20 protein-coding genes are annotated in these 16,207 nt (G+C 54.7%); 15 read left to right on the top strand and 5 right to left on the bottom strand.

Going from position 1 to position 16,207, the window contains the following annotated elements:
- Nucleotides 1-2 precede the first annotated feature (2 nt).
- Genes Q3O06_RS02590 through Q3O06_RS02580 form a run of 3 tightly spaced genes read left to right on the top strand, consistent with a single transcriptional unit; the run spans nucleotide 3 to nucleotide 836 of the window.
- Nucleotides 3-245 carry a peptide ABC transporter permease gene (locus Q3O06_RS02590; protein ID WP_301817511.1) on the top strand — a complete coding sequence of 81 codons (243 nt, stop codon included), beginning with the start codon at nucleotides 3-5 and terminating at the stop codon, nucleotides 243-245.
- The gene (locus tag Q3O06_RS02585) at nucleotides 239-517 is read left to right on the top strand and encodes a hypothetical protein (RefSeq protein ID WP_301817510.1); all 279 of its coding nucleotides are present in this window, start codon (nucleotides 239-241) and stop codon (nucleotides 515-517) included. The genes Q3O06_RS02590 and Q3O06_RS02585 overlap by 7 nt, the downstream gene beginning before the upstream one ends.
- Nucleotides 518-533: 16 nt before the next feature.
- Nucleotides 534-836 carry a hypothetical protein gene (locus Q3O06_RS02580; RefSeq protein ID WP_301817508.1) on the top strand — a complete coding sequence of 101 codons (303 nt, stop codon included), beginning with the start codon at nucleotides 534-536 and terminating at the stop codon, nucleotides 834-836.
- A 79-nt stretch (nucleotides 837-915) separates the two neighbouring features.
- Here the strand turns inward: Q3O06_RS02580 and Q3O06_RS02575 are convergent, their stop codons facing one another.
- The 3 genes from Q3O06_RS02575 to hpnD form a co-directional block, all read right to left on the bottom strand.
- A complete protein-coding gene (locus Q3O06_RS02575) occupies nucleotides 916-1,635 on the bottom strand; it encodes an SDR family oxidoreductase (RefSeq protein ID WP_301817506.1) in 720 nt (239 codons plus the stop codon).
- Nucleotides 1,636-1,718: 83 nt separating this feature from the next.
- The gene (gene hpnE, locus Q3O06_RS02570; RefSeq protein WP_301817504.1) at nucleotides 1,719-3,032 is read right to left on the bottom strand and encodes a hydroxysqualene dehydroxylase HpnE; all 1,314 of its coding nucleotides are present in this window, start codon (nucleotides 3,030-3,032) and stop codon (nucleotides 1,719-1,721) included.
- Between the two features lie 78 nt (nucleotides 3,033-3,110).
- A complete protein-coding gene (hpnD, locus tag Q3O06_RS02565) occupies nucleotides 3,111-3,983 on the bottom strand; it encodes a presqualene diphosphate synthase HpnD (protein WP_301817502.1) in 873 nt (290 codons plus the stop codon).
- Between the two features lie 170 nt (nucleotides 3,984-4,153).
- Here hpnD and hscA point away from each other — a divergent pair, with 170 nt between their 5' ends.
- The 4 genes from hscA (at nucleotide 4,154) to fdx (ending at nucleotide 7,941) form a co-directional block, all read left to right on the top strand.
- On the top strand, nucleotides 4,154-6,016 hold the full coding sequence (hscA, locus tag Q3O06_RS02560; RefSeq protein ID WP_301817500.1) for a Fe-S protein assembly chaperone HscA: 1,863 nt from the start codon (nucleotides 4,154-4,156) through the stop codon (nucleotides 6,014-6,016).
- Nucleotides 6,017-6,091: 75 nt separating this feature from the next.
- The gene (locus tag Q3O06_RS02555; protein WP_002244130.1) at nucleotides 6,092-6,748 is read left to right on the top strand and encodes a GIY-YIG nuclease family protein; all 657 of its coding nucleotides are present in this window, start codon (nucleotides 6,092-6,094) and stop codon (nucleotides 6,746-6,748) included.
- Between the two features lie 35 nt (nucleotides 6,749-6,783).
- Nucleotides 6,784-7,545 (top strand): DUF2314 domain-containing protein, encoded by a 762-nt coding sequence (locus Q3O06_RS02550; protein ID WP_301817499.1) that lies wholly within the window; start codon nucleotides 6,784-6,786, stop codon nucleotides 7,543-7,545.
- 54 nt (nucleotides 7,546-7,599) lie between these two features.
- Nucleotides 7,600-7,941: an ISC system 2Fe-2S type ferredoxin gene (gene fdx / locus Q3O06_RS02545; RefSeq protein ID WP_002219289.1), complete on the top strand. Its 342-nt coding sequence runs from the start codon at nucleotides 7,600-7,602 to the stop codon at nucleotides 7,939-7,941.
- A gap of 183 nt (nucleotides 7,942-8,124) precedes the next feature.
- Here fdx and Q3O06_RS02540 read toward each other — a convergent pair whose 3' ends face one another.
- A complete protein-coding gene (locus Q3O06_RS02540; RefSeq protein WP_301817497.1) occupies nucleotides 8,125-8,712 on the bottom strand; it encodes an amino acid permease in 588 nt (195 codons plus the stop codon).
- Between the two features lie 197 nt (nucleotides 8,713-8,909).
- Between Q3O06_RS02540 and iscX the strand changes: the two genes are divergently transcribed.
- Entirely contained in the window at nucleotides 8,910-9,107 is a 198-nt protein-coding gene (gene iscX, locus Q3O06_RS02535; RefSeq protein WP_118792638.1) for a Fe-S cluster assembly protein IscX, read from the top strand.
- A gap of 67 nt (nucleotides 9,108-9,174) precedes the next feature.
- Here the strand turns inward: iscX and Q3O06_RS02530 are convergent, their stop codons facing one another.
- Nucleotides 9,175-9,576 (bottom strand): RNA-binding S4 domain-containing protein, encoded by a 402-nt coding sequence (locus tag Q3O06_RS02530; protein WP_014582432.1) that lies wholly within the window; start codon nucleotides 9,574-9,576, stop codon nucleotides 9,175-9,177.
- A gap of 212 nt (nucleotides 9,577-9,788) precedes the next feature.
- On the opposite strand from Q3O06_RS02530, the gene Q3O06_RS02525 reads away from it, so the two are divergent.
- The 7 genes from Q3O06_RS02525 to bioB all read left to right on the top strand — a co-directional run bounded on the left by Q3O06_RS02525 (nucleotide 9,789) and on the right by bioB (nucleotide 16,204).
- Nucleotides 9,789-10,748, top strand: coding sequence for an acetyl-CoA carboxylase carboxyltransferase subunit alpha (locus Q3O06_RS02525; RefSeq protein WP_301817496.1), 960 nt, complete (start codon nucleotides 9,789-9,791; stop codon nucleotides 10,746-10,748).
- 67 nt (nucleotides 10,749-10,815) lie between these two features.
- Entirely contained in the window at nucleotides 10,816-12,126 is a 1,311-nt protein-coding gene (gene tilS, locus Q3O06_RS02520; RefSeq protein WP_301817495.1) for a tRNA lysidine(34) synthetase TilS, read from the top strand.
- A gap of 73 nt (nucleotides 12,127-12,199) precedes the next feature.
- The gene (locus Q3O06_RS02515) at nucleotides 12,200-12,985 is read left to right on the top strand and encodes a TrmH family RNA methyltransferase (protein WP_301817493.1); all 786 of its coding nucleotides are present in this window, start codon (nucleotides 12,200-12,202) and stop codon (nucleotides 12,983-12,985) included.
- Nucleotides 12,986-12,994: 9 nt separating this feature from the next.
- Nucleotides 12,995-13,192 carry a hypothetical protein gene (locus Q3O06_RS02510; RefSeq protein ID WP_301817491.1) on the top strand — a complete coding sequence of 66 codons (198 nt, stop codon included), beginning with the start codon at nucleotides 12,995-12,997 and terminating at the stop codon, nucleotides 13,190-13,192.
- A gap of 12 nt (nucleotides 13,193-13,204) precedes the next feature.
- Nucleotides 13,205-13,507, top strand: coding sequence for a DUF4124 domain-containing protein (locus Q3O06_RS02505; RefSeq protein ID WP_301817489.1), 303 nt, complete (start codon nucleotides 13,205-13,207; stop codon nucleotides 13,505-13,507).
- Nucleotides 13,508-13,568: 61 nt separating this feature from the next.
- Nucleotides 13,569-14,945, top strand: coding sequence for a UDP-N-acetylmuramate:L-alanyl-gamma-D-glutamyl-meso-diaminopimelate ligase (gene mpl / locus Q3O06_RS02500; protein ID WP_301817487.1), 1,377 nt, complete (start codon nucleotides 13,569-13,571; stop codon nucleotides 14,943-14,945).
- Between the two features lie 206 nt (nucleotides 14,946-15,151).
- Nucleotides 15,152-16,204, top strand: a complete 1,053-nt coding sequence (gene bioB, locus Q3O06_RS02495) for a biotin synthase BioB (RefSeq protein WP_301817532.1) — start codon at nucleotides 15,152-15,154, stop codon at nucleotides 16,202-16,204.
- Nucleotides 16,205-16,207: the final 3 nt, after the last annotated feature.

Raw genomic sequence — 16,207 nt, 5'->3', positions numbered from 1 at the left:
GTATGTCGGACAGGCTGAAACATATTTGGATGCTGTATCGCAAACCGATACTTTTGAATGTTGTTACCGTCATCATCTATATTTTGCTTGACGGGCCGACCAGTGATGGCAGCCGAACGCCTATGCCCCCTATGAACGCTTGGGAAAAAATCCTGTTTATGGCAGCCGGTGTCAGCGGATTTGTCAGCCTCCTGTGGATAATGCTGATTGCCCTGTCCGAGCATTACAGGGACAAGAATTGGTAAACGCGTCCCTTGACCGTCATTACTTGCAAAACCTTTTAAGGCAGCCTGAAACCGTCCGAACCGGCTTTCAGGCTGCTTTTACTTTATCCCTTAGAAAGGAAGCCCTATGGTACAATAAAGCAGTCGGCCTTAACAACGCGCTCAAAGTATTGGAGGCTTTTATTGAAAGCTGGATTAAATACAGCGCGGCAGACCGAAAATTAAGAATGTGTATTGTTACGGCACAAGCCCGCTGGCGTTCAAAAGTCGAAATCGAACTGCTGGGCTTATAACCGCAGGGGGGCAGGTATGAGGGGTAAGTGGTCTCTGCTGTTTTTGCATTGGATATGGGAAAAAGTGGTACCGGAAAGCATCCGCAACAGCAAGCCGGTGCGGTGGGTAGCCAACCATAGAAAGCTCACTATCTGGGTAATTGTGACAGTATGGATCAACTTCTTCCCCGCTACTTACGAATACGACATTATTCCTCGTGGGAGATACAGCTATTGGCATGTCGATCATCCGTGGTATCCCTATGCCCGATTTCTGCTTCCCCTTATTCTCGGTGCGGCTTTTCTTTTCATTCCGCCCGATCCGCCCGAAAAGAAATAGTAACCTGCATATAAGCAGCCTGAAATCTTTCAGGCTGCTTTTTTATTGGAGAACCCAAATGGCAAAACAAAAAGGAGATTTAGAGGTAAACGATTTCGCCGCTCCGCCCTTTGCTTTCGGAACTTGCCCACCAGACAAATTGCGGGAGTACGTCTTCGTAGTTTTTACGTTCGCTTTTGGCTTCACCCGGATGGGATTTGATGCGTTGGGGGGAATTGATGGGGCCGGGGACGAGGACGTTGGCGCGCAGGTTGCCGAAGCGTTCCCATTCATCGGCGGCAACTTTGCACAGATAGTTCAGTGCGGCTTTTGATGCGCCGAAACCGCCCCAGTAGGCTTTTGGGGTTTCCCCGTGGCTTTCGCCGACGAAGATAACGGATGCGTCCGGCGACTGTTTCAGCAGGGGAAGGAGGGCGCGGGTCAGCCCCATCGGGGCGACGGTGTTGATACGGTATTGGTTGACCCATTCGGCGACGGTCTGGAAATCCAGCGGCGAGAGGGCGTAGAAATAGCTGGCGCAATGGACGATACCGTCTAGTTTGCCTTGAGTGGCTTCGGCAATAGTGGCGGCGAAATGTTCAAATTCTTTTTCTTCCGCGCTAATAAGGTCAAAGCAGATGGCGAATGGTTCGGGGTATCCGGCTTCGACAATCGCATCATACACTTTTTCCAGTTTTTTCTGATGACGGGCAACCAAAATCACAGTCGCGCCTGCTGCCGCATAGGCTTTGGCAACCTGTTCGCCCAGCCCTTGTGATGCGCCGGTAACTAATATGGTTTTGTCGGTCAGTGTCGCCATACTTTTTCCTTTTTGGTGGTCGGTCGGGGGTATTTTAGCGTTTTGCTGCACCTTGTAAAGCGTCCCGATGCCGGCCGGCGTTTTCAGACGGCATCGCTCAGGCTTTGCAGGCAGGCTTCCACCGACGCGAAACCTGATTGTACGGCGGCTTCGAGTGTGGCGGGGTAGTGCGGGTGGAGGTAGTCGCCGGCGGGGAAGATGCGGTGCCGGTGCAGCCACGACAAATCCGGCGGCGGGGCATCGGCTGCGGTTGTGGCACGTTTTTCGGTAATGACGCGCACGGCTTCGGGTTCGCCCAAATGCGGAAGGATGCGTTTGAGGTCGGCGTGGACTTTGTCCGCCCACGCCCGGTTTGCAAACGCGCCGACGCGGTCGGAAACGCTGATGACGGCGGAGACTTCGTTTTCCGGCAAGCCGAGCCTGCCCCGGCAAAGCAGCCATTGTGCCGTACCGTCGGCAAGTCCAGTCAGCGGGGCGGGCAGGCGGACGGGTTCGGCGTAGCGCAGATAGACGGTGGTGATGGCGTGGTAGCGAAGGTTTTGATATGCCGTCTGAACGTGTTCGGGCGTGCCTTCGGGCAAGAGTGCGGCGGCGTGGTAGGGCGCGGTGGCGAGTATGGCGGCATCGAAGGCTTCGCCGTTGACGAGGACTTTTCCGTCCGGGAGGGTGTTCAGACGGCATACGCGCGTTTCGAGGCGGATGTCCGCGCCGAGCCGTTGAAGCTCCGCCAAGGCGGGTTCGGCGACGATTGCACCCAAATCCTGTTTGGGTAGGAGATAGTCGCTGCCGGATTTTTTCGTCAGCACGCCGTCGGACAAAACGTTGCACAACACGCGCAGGCTTGCGGTTTCCAAAGGCGTGTTGAGCGCGCCCCAGACCAAGGGCTGCCAAAACTGCATCACGGCGGCACGTGGCACGTTCCGCTGTTTCAGCCATTGCGCCACTGTCGCGTTGGGCTGTCCGATGCGTGCGGACTTCTGCAAATCGGACATATCGGCAAGCAGTTTGGCTTTGAATGCGGACGGTACGCGCCTGGCAAGCAGCACGCCGCCCAAAATATGCAGCGGTGCGGGTAGGGGGAGGGTGCGGAACTGCAAACCGCCGTGCATATGCCAGTGCAGCGGTACGCGCAAAAAGGCGGCACGGGGGTCTGAACTGATGGTTTTCATCAGGCGCAACACGCCCCGGTATGCGCCGAGCAAAATGTGCTGCCCGTTGTCCAAAAAACCGAAACCGTCGGTATTTCCGGTCAGTGTGCGCGCCCTGCCGCCCGCCTGTCGGCCGGCTTCAAACAGGGTAACGTCGGCGTGCCGCGCCAAGGTGACGGCGGCGGACAAGCCGGCCCAGCCTGCGCCGATGACGGCGATTTTCGGGCGCGGATGCGGCGTGTTCATCATTTATTCCTCCAATGGTTGAAACCCCGTTTTTCGGGGCGGCGGGGGTTGGGTTTTCCTGAAGGGCGGGCGGTATGCGCCTTATGCCCGTTCCGGCGTGCCGGGGCGCGGTTTGAATCCGAATAACCAGGTTTTCAGGGCAATGCGTTTTTTGCGCAGCGAAGGGAGGGCGATTTTGTATTTGAGGACGTTTTGCGCGCCGTCTCGGTCGATTTCGTTCAACAGCGCGTAATAAACCGCCGCCATAACCAGTCCGACTTTTTGGGCTTTTTTGTCGGCATCGGGCAGCAGTGATACGGCTTCGCGGTAGGTTTCGCGGGCGCGTTCGATTTGAAACGCCATCAGTTTGGCGAAATTTTCTGTCGGGCTGCATTGCAAAATCACGCCCGCAGGTACGTCAAACCGCCGCATTTCCTCCATCGGCAGGTAAATCCTGCCGTTGCGTGCGTCTTCGCCGACATCGCGGATGATGTTGGTCAGTTGCAGCGCAAGCCCCATCTTGTCGGCGTATTGCAGTGTTTTGCCGTCTGAAAACCCCAAAATCCGCGCAATCAGGCAGCCGACTACGCCCGCGACGCGGCGGCAGTACAGTTTCAATTCTTCAAAACTGCCGTAACGCGCCCGAATCAAATCCATCTGCATCCCGTCGATTAAGGCTTCCAGTTCATATTTCGGCAGCTTGAAGTTTTCCTTAACCTGCCGCAAAGCCTGATTGACGGGGTGTTCCGGCATCTCACCGCCGAATACTTTGTCCAAATCGCCGCGCCACCAGTTCAATGTCGCCTGTGCAACATCCGGGTTGGAACATTCGTCAACCACATCGTCCAATTCGCGGCAAAAGGCATACAGAACCGTTACCGCATCCCGTTTTTCCTGCGGCAGGAAACGGAAGCCCGACAAAAAACTGGAGCGGCTTTCTTCTGCTTTTTGGCGGCAATAGTCGAGTCCTTTCATGATTTATATTCCTAATGATGGGCGGGAAAGGCGGATTTTATCGGTATTTGGCGGCAGAGGGCAATTTCGGCGGCACGGACCAATCCTTAGCGGTTTGCTCAACTATCGGCGCAAATTCTGTTAAAATGCCGCCTTCCTTCCTTTACACACCGCACCGACAGGCAGAATTTATGGCTCTTTTGCAGATTTCAGAACCGGGTATGTCCGCCGCCCCGCACCGGCACCGTTTGGCGGCAGGCATCGATTTGGGTACGACCAACAGCTTGGTCGCCACCGTCCGCAGCGGCAGTGCCGCCTGCCTGCCCGATGCCGACGGGCGCGTTACCCTGCCTTCCGTCGTCCGCTATTTGGAAAACGGCGGCATTGAAGTCGGCAAAACCGCCCTGTCCGCGCAAAAATCCGACCCGCTGAACACCGTCAGCTCCGCCAAACGCCTAATCGGGCGGACGCTTGCCGATCTGCATCAAAATACGCATTACTTGCCTTACCGTTTCGGCGACAATCAACGCGTTATCGAACTGCATACGCGGCAGGGGGTAAAAACGCCTGTCGAAGTGTCGTCTGAAATCCTCAAAACCCTCAAAGCGCGTGCCGAAGAAACCTTGGGCGGAGATTTGGTCGGCGCGGTGATTACCGTTCCCGCCTATTTCGACGAGGCGCAACGCCAAGCCACCAAAGATGCCGCGCGTCTGGCGGGTTTGAACGTATTGCGCCTGCTCAACGAGCCGACCGCCGCCGCCATCGCCTATGGGCTGGACAACGCCTCGGAAGGCACGTTTGTCGTGTACGACTTGGGCGGCGGCACATTCGACGTATCCGTATTGCAACTGACCAAAGGTTTGTTTGAAGTCAAAGCCACCGGCGGCAACAGCGCGTTGGGCGGCGACGATTTCGACCATCGTTTGTTCTGCCACCTGCTCGAACAAAACGACCTTTCCAAACTCAACGAACAAGACAGCCGGCTGCTGCTTTCCCTTGTCCGTAGTGCCAAAGAGAAACTGACTACACAAACCGAAGCCGTCATCGAAGCCACGCTTTCAGACGGCCATAAAGTTCATACCGTCATTACCCGCCAAGAGTTTCACAACCTGACCCAAAATTTGGTGCAAAAAACCATCGAGCCCGTCAAACAGGCTTTGAAAGATGCGGGCGTGAGCAAGGCGGATGTCAAAGGCGTGATTATGGTCGGCGGTTCGACCCGTATGTTGCACGTCCAACAAGCGGTTGCCACATTCTTCGGACAAACCCCGCTGAATAACCTTAACCCCGACGAAGTGGTCGCGCTCGGCGCAGCCATACAGGCGAACGTCCTCGCAGGCAACAAGGCCGACGGCGAATGGCTGCTGCTGGACGTTACTCCCTTGTCGCTCGGTTTGGAAACCTACGGCGGGCTTGCCGAAAAAATCATCCCGCGCAATTCCACCATCCCTACCGCGCGCGCGCAGGACTTTACCACGTTCAAAGACGGTCAGACCGCGATGACGATACACGTCGTACAAGGCGAGCGCGAACTGGTTGCCGACTGCCGCAGCCTTGCCAAATTTACCTTGCGCGGCATTCCGCCTATGGCGGCGGGTGCGGCGCGTATCCGCGTAACCTTCCAAATCGATGCGGACGGGCTGCTGTCCGTTTCCGCCCAAGAACAAAGCACCGGCGTACACGCGCAAATCGAAGTCAAACCTTCCTACGGCTTGGACGACGGCGCGATTACCCGAATGCTTAAAGACAGTATGGACAACGCCGCCGAAGATATGGCGGTCCGCGCCCGCGCCGAAGCCGTAGTCGAAGCCGAAAGCCTGACCGATGCCGTCAACGCCGCTCTCGAGTTGGACAGCGATTTGCTGGAAGCCGAAGAATTGCAACAGATTCGGCAAGGCATCGCCGCTTTGCAAGGCAGTCTGAAAGACGGAAAAGCCGAAGACATCCGCGCCGCCGTTGCAAAACTCAGCCACAGCACCGACAATTTCGCCGCCAAACGTATGAACCGCAACATCCAACGCGCGCTGACAGGGCAGAGTGTTGATAATATTTGATGGTTAAACGGTTTCAGACGGCATAGATATAACTGATGCCGTCTGAAGGATCGAAAACACTTGAAAAACATCGATATGGAAAAGTCAGGCATTGTCTATCTGATGAAGACTGTCATCAAGGGCGTGTATAAAATCGGCATTTCGGACGTAAGCAATTTTGAAGGCAGAATGCGCCATTTGGAAAACAACGGCTATGCGAACGTTGCCGGATTGGAACGCATCCTCGCCGTCAAAACCGACAATTACAAAGAAAAAGAAAACCTGCTCCATGAAATTTTCAGCAAAAGCAGGATCGGCGATACCGAATTGTTCGCCGTGGACGAAAACCTTGTGAAACGTTTGTTTTTATCGCTTCGCGGCGAAATCGTGTTTCCGAAAAACGAAACGGCGGAATCGGAATTTGAAAAAAGCGTCCACGAACGCAGGCAGGAAGGGAATGCCGGGTCCGGCCGCAAACAACTGCTTGATTTGGTACGGCGCGGACACCGTGAATATCCTTACGCGCTGCCCCGGCTTTTGGCGGGCGCGGCATCCTACAAGCCGAAAAAATCGAAAATCCGCCTTTTTAAAGAAGCATATTTCGGCAAAAGCGGCACGAGGCTGACGGACGAAATTGCAGACGGCATCCATATTTACACCTGTTTTTCGCGGGCGGATTTGGAAAAAGCCTATTCCGAATATTTGGAACTTTTCAAATCCGAATCGGATGCCGAAGGCAGAAAACCGCAGTAAGGTGCAAACAGATACCGTACACGTTGAGGAGCAGTATGATGGGCGATTCCGTCATTTATTATGTAGAACAGGCAGACGAACCGGTAAACCGTGCCGGCGAACGCGCCCGTAAAACATTCAAATATTTCTGGCGCGAGCTTTTTTGGGAACGCCGCCGCATCATTCCCGCCTTGGATTTTGCCATGGTCAAAGCCCCTTTTTTCGAAGAAGGCACGGACGGCGAAATTTGCGAACATATGTGGATCGACGATATTTATTTTGACGGTCTTTACATTTATGGTGTGCTGAACAATGAACCCGGCGAACTGACCAATGTCGAACAAGGCGAAAGCGTTTGCGTTCCGGTTGGCGACATCAGCGACTGGATGTTCGTGTGCAACGGCATCCCCTACGGCGGCTTTACCATACAGGCAATGCGCGGGCAGATGACGGAAGAGGAGCGCGCAGAACACGATGCCGCATGGGGAATCGATTTCGGCGATCCCGGGCAGGTATTGCTGGTGTATGAAGAAAAAGAACACCCCGAAAATCTGGAAGAGCATCCGATGTCACGGAACTGTATTGACGATTTTCGGCAACAGTTGTCCCAAAATCCGGATTTTCTGCATGAGCAGGACGAAGACGGCTATACGCCGCTTCATCATGAAGCCATCGCAGGAAATGCACTTATGGTTCAAGCCATGCTTGAATACGGCGCAAATCCTGCCTCAAAGACATCGGAAGGCTATACCGCCCTCGATTTTGCCCGCCTGATAGGCTGGCAAAATGTTGCCGACCTGCTCGAACCGCGACATTAGGCAGACAGTTTTCCTAAAAACGGACACAACCACTTTTACAGAAAGACAATAAAAATGCCCAAAATCACCGTACTTCCACACACGACATTATGCCCCGAAGGCGCGGTTATCGAAGACGCGCCGGAAGGCAAAACCGTCCTCGACGTACTGCTCGACCACGACATCGAAGTCGATCACGCCTGCGAAAAATCCTGCGCCTGTACCACCTGCCATGTCATCATCCGCAAAGGTTTCGACAGTTTGGAAGAACCGACCGAATTGGAAGAAGACCTGCTCGATCAGGCTTGGGGTTTGGAAGCCGATTCGCGCCTGAGTTGTCAGGCGGTTGTCGCCGGCGAGGATTTGATTGTGGAAATCCCCAAATACACCATCAACCACGCGCGCGAAGAACACTGAAAACAGGCCGTCTGAAGCCGGTGCGCTTCAGACGGCATTGTTGCGCGGATAAGGCGCAATCGCCCGAAAACAGGCATTCGTACAGGTGGAACTTTCGATTCTATATTGATTTTTATCGGTTTTCTGACAGAACGGATTGGTGCGGCATCCGAGACGGATTACTCGGGCGCGATGCACGGGTATTTACCGGTTTTGCAGCCGGAAAAACCGTCGGCAGGTTACTTTCAGGGCGGCGGTCGGGCGGTATGCAGGATAGCGTTCCACTTTCGCTTCTATATTGATTTTAATCGCTTTTCTGACGGAGTAGCCCGATGCGGCATCCGAGACGGCTTGCGTTTCTTCCTGTCTGCCTGCCGGATTTTCCCATCCTTGCGCGAAACCGAAAGAGGCGGCGGTACGGCGAACAAGGTCGAGATAGCGTCCTTCAAGCTCGGGGCAGGCGGCGGACACGCTTTCTGCCGTAACCGTGAAGCCTCCGCCCGACCCGGAAAGGCGTTCCGCAATCTGCGTGTAGATGCGCCAACGCCGGGCGCGCAACATTGCTGCATCGCAACCGGCAGCCGCTTTATCCAAGGCAATCAGACCGCGCCTGTTCCGGTAGTGAAGGCAAACCGTTACTCTGTAGAGGGTATGTTGTCCGTCCAATATTTGATACAGTTTGCGTATCAGCAGAATCAGACGGTCAAACTCCTCCATCTCCGACAGGGAGTCGGGATGGTCGGAAGCGGTATAAACCAGTTTGGACAATTTTGCGGCCAACGGATTGTTCATCAATCTTCCTTGTCGGTTGAAACCCCGCTCTTCGGGGCGGTAGAATCAGATTTGTTTGGGAGGGGCAACTCCTCCCAGATCAGGACACATAGGGTGGTGTCCGGCGAGTTGAAACATTCAGCCATCCTCAAAGGGCGGCAGTTTTGCCGAAACATATTCTACACGGCTTCAATGCCGGACGATAAAAGGAAATTCATATGAAATGGACCGACACCCGGCGCATCGCCGAAGAACTCTACGACCTGCACGGCGAAACCATCGATCCCAAAACCGTGCGCTTTACCCAACTGCGCGACCTGATTATGGCATTGCCCGAATTTGACGACGATCCTGCCCGTTGCGGCGAACGCATCCTCGAGGCCGTCCAGCAGGCATGGATAGAAGAGACGGAATGAGTTTCGGCAATGCAGTCTGAAATGCGGCGGTACGCGGCTCGTGCTTCTGTTTACGGCGTGAACGGTTTTACCAGTCTCCTTTTTTCAGCCTGTCCAGTTGGCGGCGGTCGCGCTTGGTCGGTCTGCCGTCGGGATAGGCGGAAGTGATGCGGCTGAATTGGTCGAGCTGTTTGCGCTCTTCCCTCAATGCTGCCGTTTTTGCGTCCTCTTCATACAGAAGCCGCGCCTCGGATGCAGGGCGGCGTTGGTGGTTCAAACCTTTAACCTTGATTTTATAGGGAAGGGAATTGAGCGTCAGGTCGATAATATCGCCGATGTCTATGGTTTTACTGTTTTTGACCTTCGAGCCGTTTACTTGAACCCTACCCAGTTCGATGTGCTTTTGCGCAAGGGAACGGGTTTTAAAAAAACGTGCCGCCCAAAGCCATTTGTCCAGCCGCATGGCGGAAGAATCGTGCTTGTCTTTCATACGATTTTGTTTGAAATAATTGAATTTGTTTCGAGTTTAGCATAAGATACGCCGCCTTATAACTAGTATATATGCACTAATCCCCCTGTTTCCCATGCTGCCCGAACACAAAAAGAGGGTGTGGAAAAGCCGTTTTGGACAATAAATTAACTGCGGAATATGCACAAATAGCGTATGATAGCGGCAGAATCTGTTGATGAGAGCTTCATTCTATGAAACCTGTTTTTTTGGATTTTGAACAACCCATAGCCGAACTGACCAACAAAATCGATGAGCTGCGTTTCGTCCAAGACGAGTCTGCCGTCGATATTTCGGACGAAATACACCGTTTGCAGAAAAAAAGCAACGATTTGACCAAGTCTATTTTCGGCAAACTTACGCCCGCCCAGATTTCACAGGTTTCCCGGCATCCGCAGCGTCCCTATACTTTGGATTACATTGACGCGCTGTTTACCGATTTTGAAGAGCTGCACGGCGACCGCCACTTTGCCGACGATTATGCGATTGTCGGCGGATTGGCACGTTTCAACGGACAAAGCGTGATGGTCGTCGGGCATCAGAAAGGGCGCGACACCAAAGAAAAAATCCGCCGCAACTTCGGTATGCCGCGCCCCGAAGGCTACCGTAAAGCCCTGCGCCTGATGAAAACGGCTGAGAAATTCGGCTTGCCTGTCATGACCTTTATCGATACGCCGGGTGCGTATCCGGGCATCGGCGCGGAAGAACGCGGGCAGTCGGAAGCCATCGGCAAAAACCTGTACGAACTGACGCGCCTGCGCGTTCCCGTTTTGTGTACCGTCATCGGCGAAGGCGGTTCGGGCGGCGCATTGGCGGTTGCTGTAGGCGATTACGTCAATATGCTGCAATATTCGACCTATTCCGTTATTTCCCCCGAAGGCTGCGCGTCTATTTTGTGGAAAACCGCCGAAAAGGCGGCTGATGCGGCACAGGCTTTGGGCATTACTGCCGACCGCCTGCAAAAGCTGGACTTGGTCGATACCGTCATCAAAGAACCATTGGGCGGCGCGCATCGGGATTTCGGGCAAACCATGAAAAACGTGAAAACCGTTTTGGAAAAACAACTGCACGAAGCGCAAAGTATACCGCTCGCCGATCTGCTTTCACGCCGTTTCGACCGCATTATGGCTTACGGCAAATTTTCGGAACAATAATTCGGGTAGAACAAGCAGCAAGCAGTTTGTCTGAAACTGCTTGCTTTTTCTTTATCGGGACGGAGCCGTGCTGACTTTAGATGCGTTTGAGCAATGCTTGAAGGATTGTTTCCCTCAAGGTCTGAATGGAAAAAAAACAGCAGTGGCATTAAGCGGCGGATTGGATTCCGTCGTTTTGCTGCACCTGCTTGTCCGCGCCGGGAAACGGGCAGGATTTGTGCCGGAGGCATTGCACATCCATCACGGCTTGAGCCCCCGTGCCGACAATTGGGCGGATTTCTGCCAAAACTATTGCGATATGCTCGGGGTGGGGCTGGAAACGGTTAAGGTCTGCGTGGAAAAAAACGGTTTGGGCATCGAGGCGGCGGCGCGGCAAAAGCGTTATGCCGCGTTTGCCGAAAAAGGCTTTGACGTTTTGGCGTTGGCGCACCACAGGGACGACCAAGTCGAAACCTTTATGCTGGCGGTCGCGCGCGGCGGCGGTTTGCGCGCTTTGGCGGCTATGCCCGCCGTCCGTCCTTTTGGGGAAAACGGCATCATCTGGCGGCCTTTGCTGCCTTTTTCACGGCAAGATGTGCAGGATTATGCAAAAAAACACGGTTTGCCGAATATCGAGGACGAAAGCAATAGCGATACGGCTTATTTGCGAAACCGCTTCCGACACCGTATTTTGCCCGAACTTTCCGCGCAGATTCCCCATTTCGGGCGGCATGTGCTGAACAATGTCCGCGCTTTGCAGGAAGATTTGGCTTTGCTGGACGAGGTCGTCGTTCAGGACTGCCGTTGGGTCTGTGAGGAAGGCAGTTTCGATACGGTGCGTTGGCAGGCGTTTTCCCCGCGCCGGAAAACCCATATTTTGCGGCATTTTCTGAAGGAAAACGGCATTCCCGTGCCGAATCAGAACGCACTTGCCGATATCGCCCGTGTTTTGACGGAGGCGAAGACAGGCCAATGGACGCTGTCCGGTTTTGAGCTGCATCATTATGCGGACAGGCTGTTTGTGTTCCGATTGGAAAAAACGGATAAATTACGGTTTTTGAAAGACAGGCAGGTGAGCGGAAATTTAAGGGAAATATTGACGGATCAGGGATTTGTTTTAAAACGCCATCCGTTCGGGCTTCCCGGGCATCTTTTGGAACAGGACGGGATTTTGAGGACGGTAGCGGCATCGGATACGTTGACCGTGGGCCGCATCCATAAAAATGTGAAAAAAATCCTTCAGGGGAAACGGGTTTTGCCCGCCCTGCGCCCAATCTGGCCGCTTGTTGCCGACAGCGGAAACCGTCCATTGGCGTTGGCAAACTGTTGTGCGGATTTTCAAATCTCGGTTTCAGACGGCATTTTGCCCGTCCATCCTGACTTTCCCATTTTATTTTGATAATATCGCAAACAGATTTCGGCGGCGTTCAGTCGGGTATTGTCCGGTTGCATATTTCTAAAAGGCTTGTGAAGTGAAACACATCAGTTCGACCAATAATGAACACATCAGACACCTGCACCGCCTGTTGTCGCAAGGAAAGTTCAGACGGCAGTATGCCCAAACCGTTTTGGAGGGCGTGCACCTGCTTCAGGTTTTCCTACAATCCGGCGGGATGCCGCTCGGGGTATATATTCCCGGGGGCAAAATGCCGTCTGAAGAAGTCCGTAAATTGACGGCGGTTTTGCCGGAAGACAGGATTTTTTCCGTTTCAGACGGCATATTGAAAAAAATCAGCAGCTTGACTTGTGCGGATGATGTGCTTGCGCTGATTGATATTCCGGATGCGGGTGCTTTGCCGGCCGGCGGCGACTGCGTGGTTTTGGACGGCGTGCAAGACCCGGGCAATGTCGGCACGGTGTTGCGGAGCGCGGCGGCGGCAGGAATCGGCGCGGTCGTTTTGGGCAAAGGTTGCGCGGACGCGTGGTCGCCCAAGGTATTGCGCGCGGGGATGGGCGCGCATTTCCTGTCGGACATTTATCCGCAGGCGGATTTGGAAATATGGTTGGCAAGCTATAAAGGCCGTGTGTTTGCCACCGCCTTGCACGAGGAAAAGCAGGCGGTTTTGTACGGCGAAGATTTGTGCGGACCGACAGCCTGGGTGTTCGGCAACGAAGGCGCGGGCGTCGGCAAAGCGGTTTTGGACAGGGCGGACAAGTGCGTCAGGATTCCGATGCACGACGCGACCGAGTCTTTAAATGTCGCGATGGCGGCGACCGTCTGCCTGTTCGAGCAGATGCGGCAGCGGTCGGCGTATTGAGGAAAAGAAATGCCGTCTGAAAAAATCTATTACGGCGTATTGATTTTCTTATGTATCGCTTCTATGCTGCTGTCGCCGTTTTTTTATGGCGGCGTTTTGAAGCCGAGAAGGGCCGTGCCGCATAAGGCGGGACAGTGGAAACTCATCTTATTGTCCAATGCCGTGGCGGCGGCGGTTTTGGCTTGGGTGTGGTGGAAATGGTTTTGAAGGAGTCTTGATATGAAAACATCTAAAATTATTGCGGGGCTGATGCTGGCTGCGGCGGTTCAGACGGCATCTGCGGCAGTGTACGAATGCCGTCAAAACGGCAAGGTCAGTTACAGCCAAACTCCGGGAAAACACTGTTCGGGTGTGAATCTGGGGCGGGACCGGGTGTACAGTTCGGTCAGGCCTGCCGTGAAAGACAGGGCGGAAGACACAGGGACCGGTGATTATTCGGACCCGGTGAGGGACGAAGCCGCCCAAAATCCGAAAGGAAATGCACAGAAAGACGGTTCGGCTGCCGGCATCAAGCCGCACTGATTGAAGCCGAATCAGCCCTTGCGCTGTCGGACGGCAAAATTTGAACGATTGGGGAACTTTGATGAAACACATCCATATTATTGGTATCGGCGGCACGTTTATGGGCGGGCTTGCCGCCATTGCCAAAGAAGCGGGGTTTGAAGTCAGCGGTTGCGACGCGAAGATGTATCCGCCGATGAGCACCCAGCTCGAAGCCTTGGGTATAGACGTACACGAAGGCTTCGATGCCGCGCAGTTGGACGAATTTAAAGCCGACGTTTACGTTATCGGCAATGTCGCCAAGCGCGGGATGGATGTGGTTGAAGCGATTTTGAACCGCGGCCTGCCTTATATTTCCGGCCCGCAATGGCTGTCGGAAAACGTGTTGCACCATCATTGGGTACTCGGCGTGGCGGGGACGCACGGCAAAACGACTACCGCGTCCATGCTCGCCTGGGTCTTGGAATATGCCGGCCTCGCGCCGGGCTTCCTCATCGGCGGCGTACCGGAAAATTTCGGCGTTTCCGCCCGCCTGCCGCAAACACCGCGTCAAGACCCGAACAGCAAATCGCCGTTTTTCGTCATCGAAGCCGACGAATACGACACTGCCTTTTTCGACAAACGCTCCAAATTCGTGCATTACCGCCCGCGTACCGCCGTGTTGAACAATTTAGAATTCGACCACGCCGATATTTTTGCCGACTTGGGCGCGATACAGACCCAGTTTCACCACCTCGTGCGCACCGTGCCGTCTGAAGGCTTAATCGTCTGCAACGGACAGCAGCAAAGCCTGCAAGACACTTTGGACAAAGGCTGCTGGACGCCGGTGGAGAAATTCGGCACGGAACACGGCTGGCAGGCCGGCGAAGTCAATACCGACGGCTCGTTCGACGTGTTGCTTGACGGCAAAAAAGCCGGACGTGTCAAATGGGATTTGATGGGCAGGCACAACCGTATGAACGCGCTTGCCGTCATCGCCGCCGCGCGTCACGCCGGAGTTGATATTCGGACGGCCTGCGAAGCCTTGAACGCGTTTAAAAACGTTAAACGCCGGATGGAAATCAAAGGCACGGCAAACGGCATCACCGTTTACGACGACTTCGCCCACCATCCGACCGCCATCGAAACCACGATTCAAGGTTTGCGCCAACGTATCGGCGGCGCGCGTATCCTCGCCGTCCTCGAGCCGCGTTCCAACACCATGAAACTCGGCACCATGAAAGCCGCCCTGCCCGCAAGTCTCAAAGAAGCCGACCAAGTGTTCTGCTACGCCGGCGGTGTGGACTGGAACGTCGCCGAAGCCCTCGCGCCTTTGGGCGGCAGGTTGCACGTCGGCAAGGATTTCGATGCCTTCGTTGCCGAAATTGTGAAAAACGCCCGAACCGGCGACCATATTTTGGTGATGAGCAACGGCGGTTTCGGCGGAATACACACCAAACTGCTGGACGCTTTGAGATAGCCCGGGCAATGCCGTCTGAAAGCCCTTCAGACGGCATTGCCCGGCTGCGCGGCACAAAGGCGGAAAAACCGTTTGCCCCGTATTTTCAAACGCGTTACACTTGCCGCCGCTGTTTTCAGCCATTTGATTACCCGCAACCGCCGTCATTGCGCCGGCGGTTTGCCTGTCAGCGTCATTGCGCCGCTGTAAATACGAAAGAACACATTATGACCGTATCCCCCGTCGCCTTGCGCCGTAAGACCGAGTGCAAGCCTCATCCCACCGCGCGCTATTGGAAAAAATGCGATGTCGAGGCACTTTTCGGACTGCCGTTTTTAGAACTTGTCCATCAGGCGGCAGAAGTCCACCGCCAAAATTTCAACCCGCGCGAAATCCAGCTTTCCACGCTGTTGTCCATCAAAACCGGCGGTTGTCCCGAAGATTGCGCCTACTGTCCGCAATCGGCGCACCACAACACCAATCTGGGCAAAGAGCAGATGATGGATGTGGATGAAATCGTCGAAAAAGCCAAAATCGCCAAATCGCGCGGCGCAAGCCGGTTTTGTATGGGCGCGGCATGGCGCGGTCCCAAACCCAAAGACGTGGAGACGGTTTCCGCAATCATCAAAGCCGTCAAGGGCTTGGGTATGGAAACCTGCGGCACGTTCGGTATGCTCGAAGAAGGTATGGCGGAAGACTTTAAAGAAGCAGGATTGGATTATTACAACCACAACCTCGACACCGACCCCGACCGCTACAACGACATCATCCACACACGCCGGCACGAAGACCGTATGGACACCTTGGGCAAAGTCCGCAACGCCGGTTTGAAAGTCTGCTGCGGCGGTATCGTCGGGATGAACGAAACCCGCGCCGAACGCGCAGGGCTGATTGCCAGCCTCGCCAATCTCGACCCGCAGCCCGAAAGCGTGCCGATTAACCGGTTGGTCAAAGTGGAAGGCACGCCGCTTGCCGATGCCGAAGATTTGGACTGGACGGAATTTGTCCGCACCATCGCCGTGGCGCGGATTACGATGCCGCAAAGTTATGTCCGGCTGTCGGCAGGGCGCAGCAATATGCCGGAAGCAATGCAGGCGATGTGCTTTATGGCGGGCGCGAACTCGATTTTTTACGGCGACAAGCTGCTGACCACGGGCAATCCGGACGAAGACGGCGACAGAATCCTGATGGAAAAGCTCAACCTGTATCCCTTGCAGTTTGAAGCGGAAGGCGGTGCGGGCGGAGCGGAAAAAGCCTCGGGGATTAAAGTGGATTATTGACGG

It is taken from the genome of Neisseria maigaei, assembly GCF_958267405.1.
In the GTDB taxonomy this organism is placed as follows: Bacteria; Pseudomonadota; Gammaproteobacteria; order Burkholderiales; family Neisseriaceae; genus Neisseria; species Neisseria bergeri.
The sequence above is the reverse complement of the archived record's forward strand: the minus strand, read 5'-3'. Positions and strand labels throughout refer to the sequence as shown.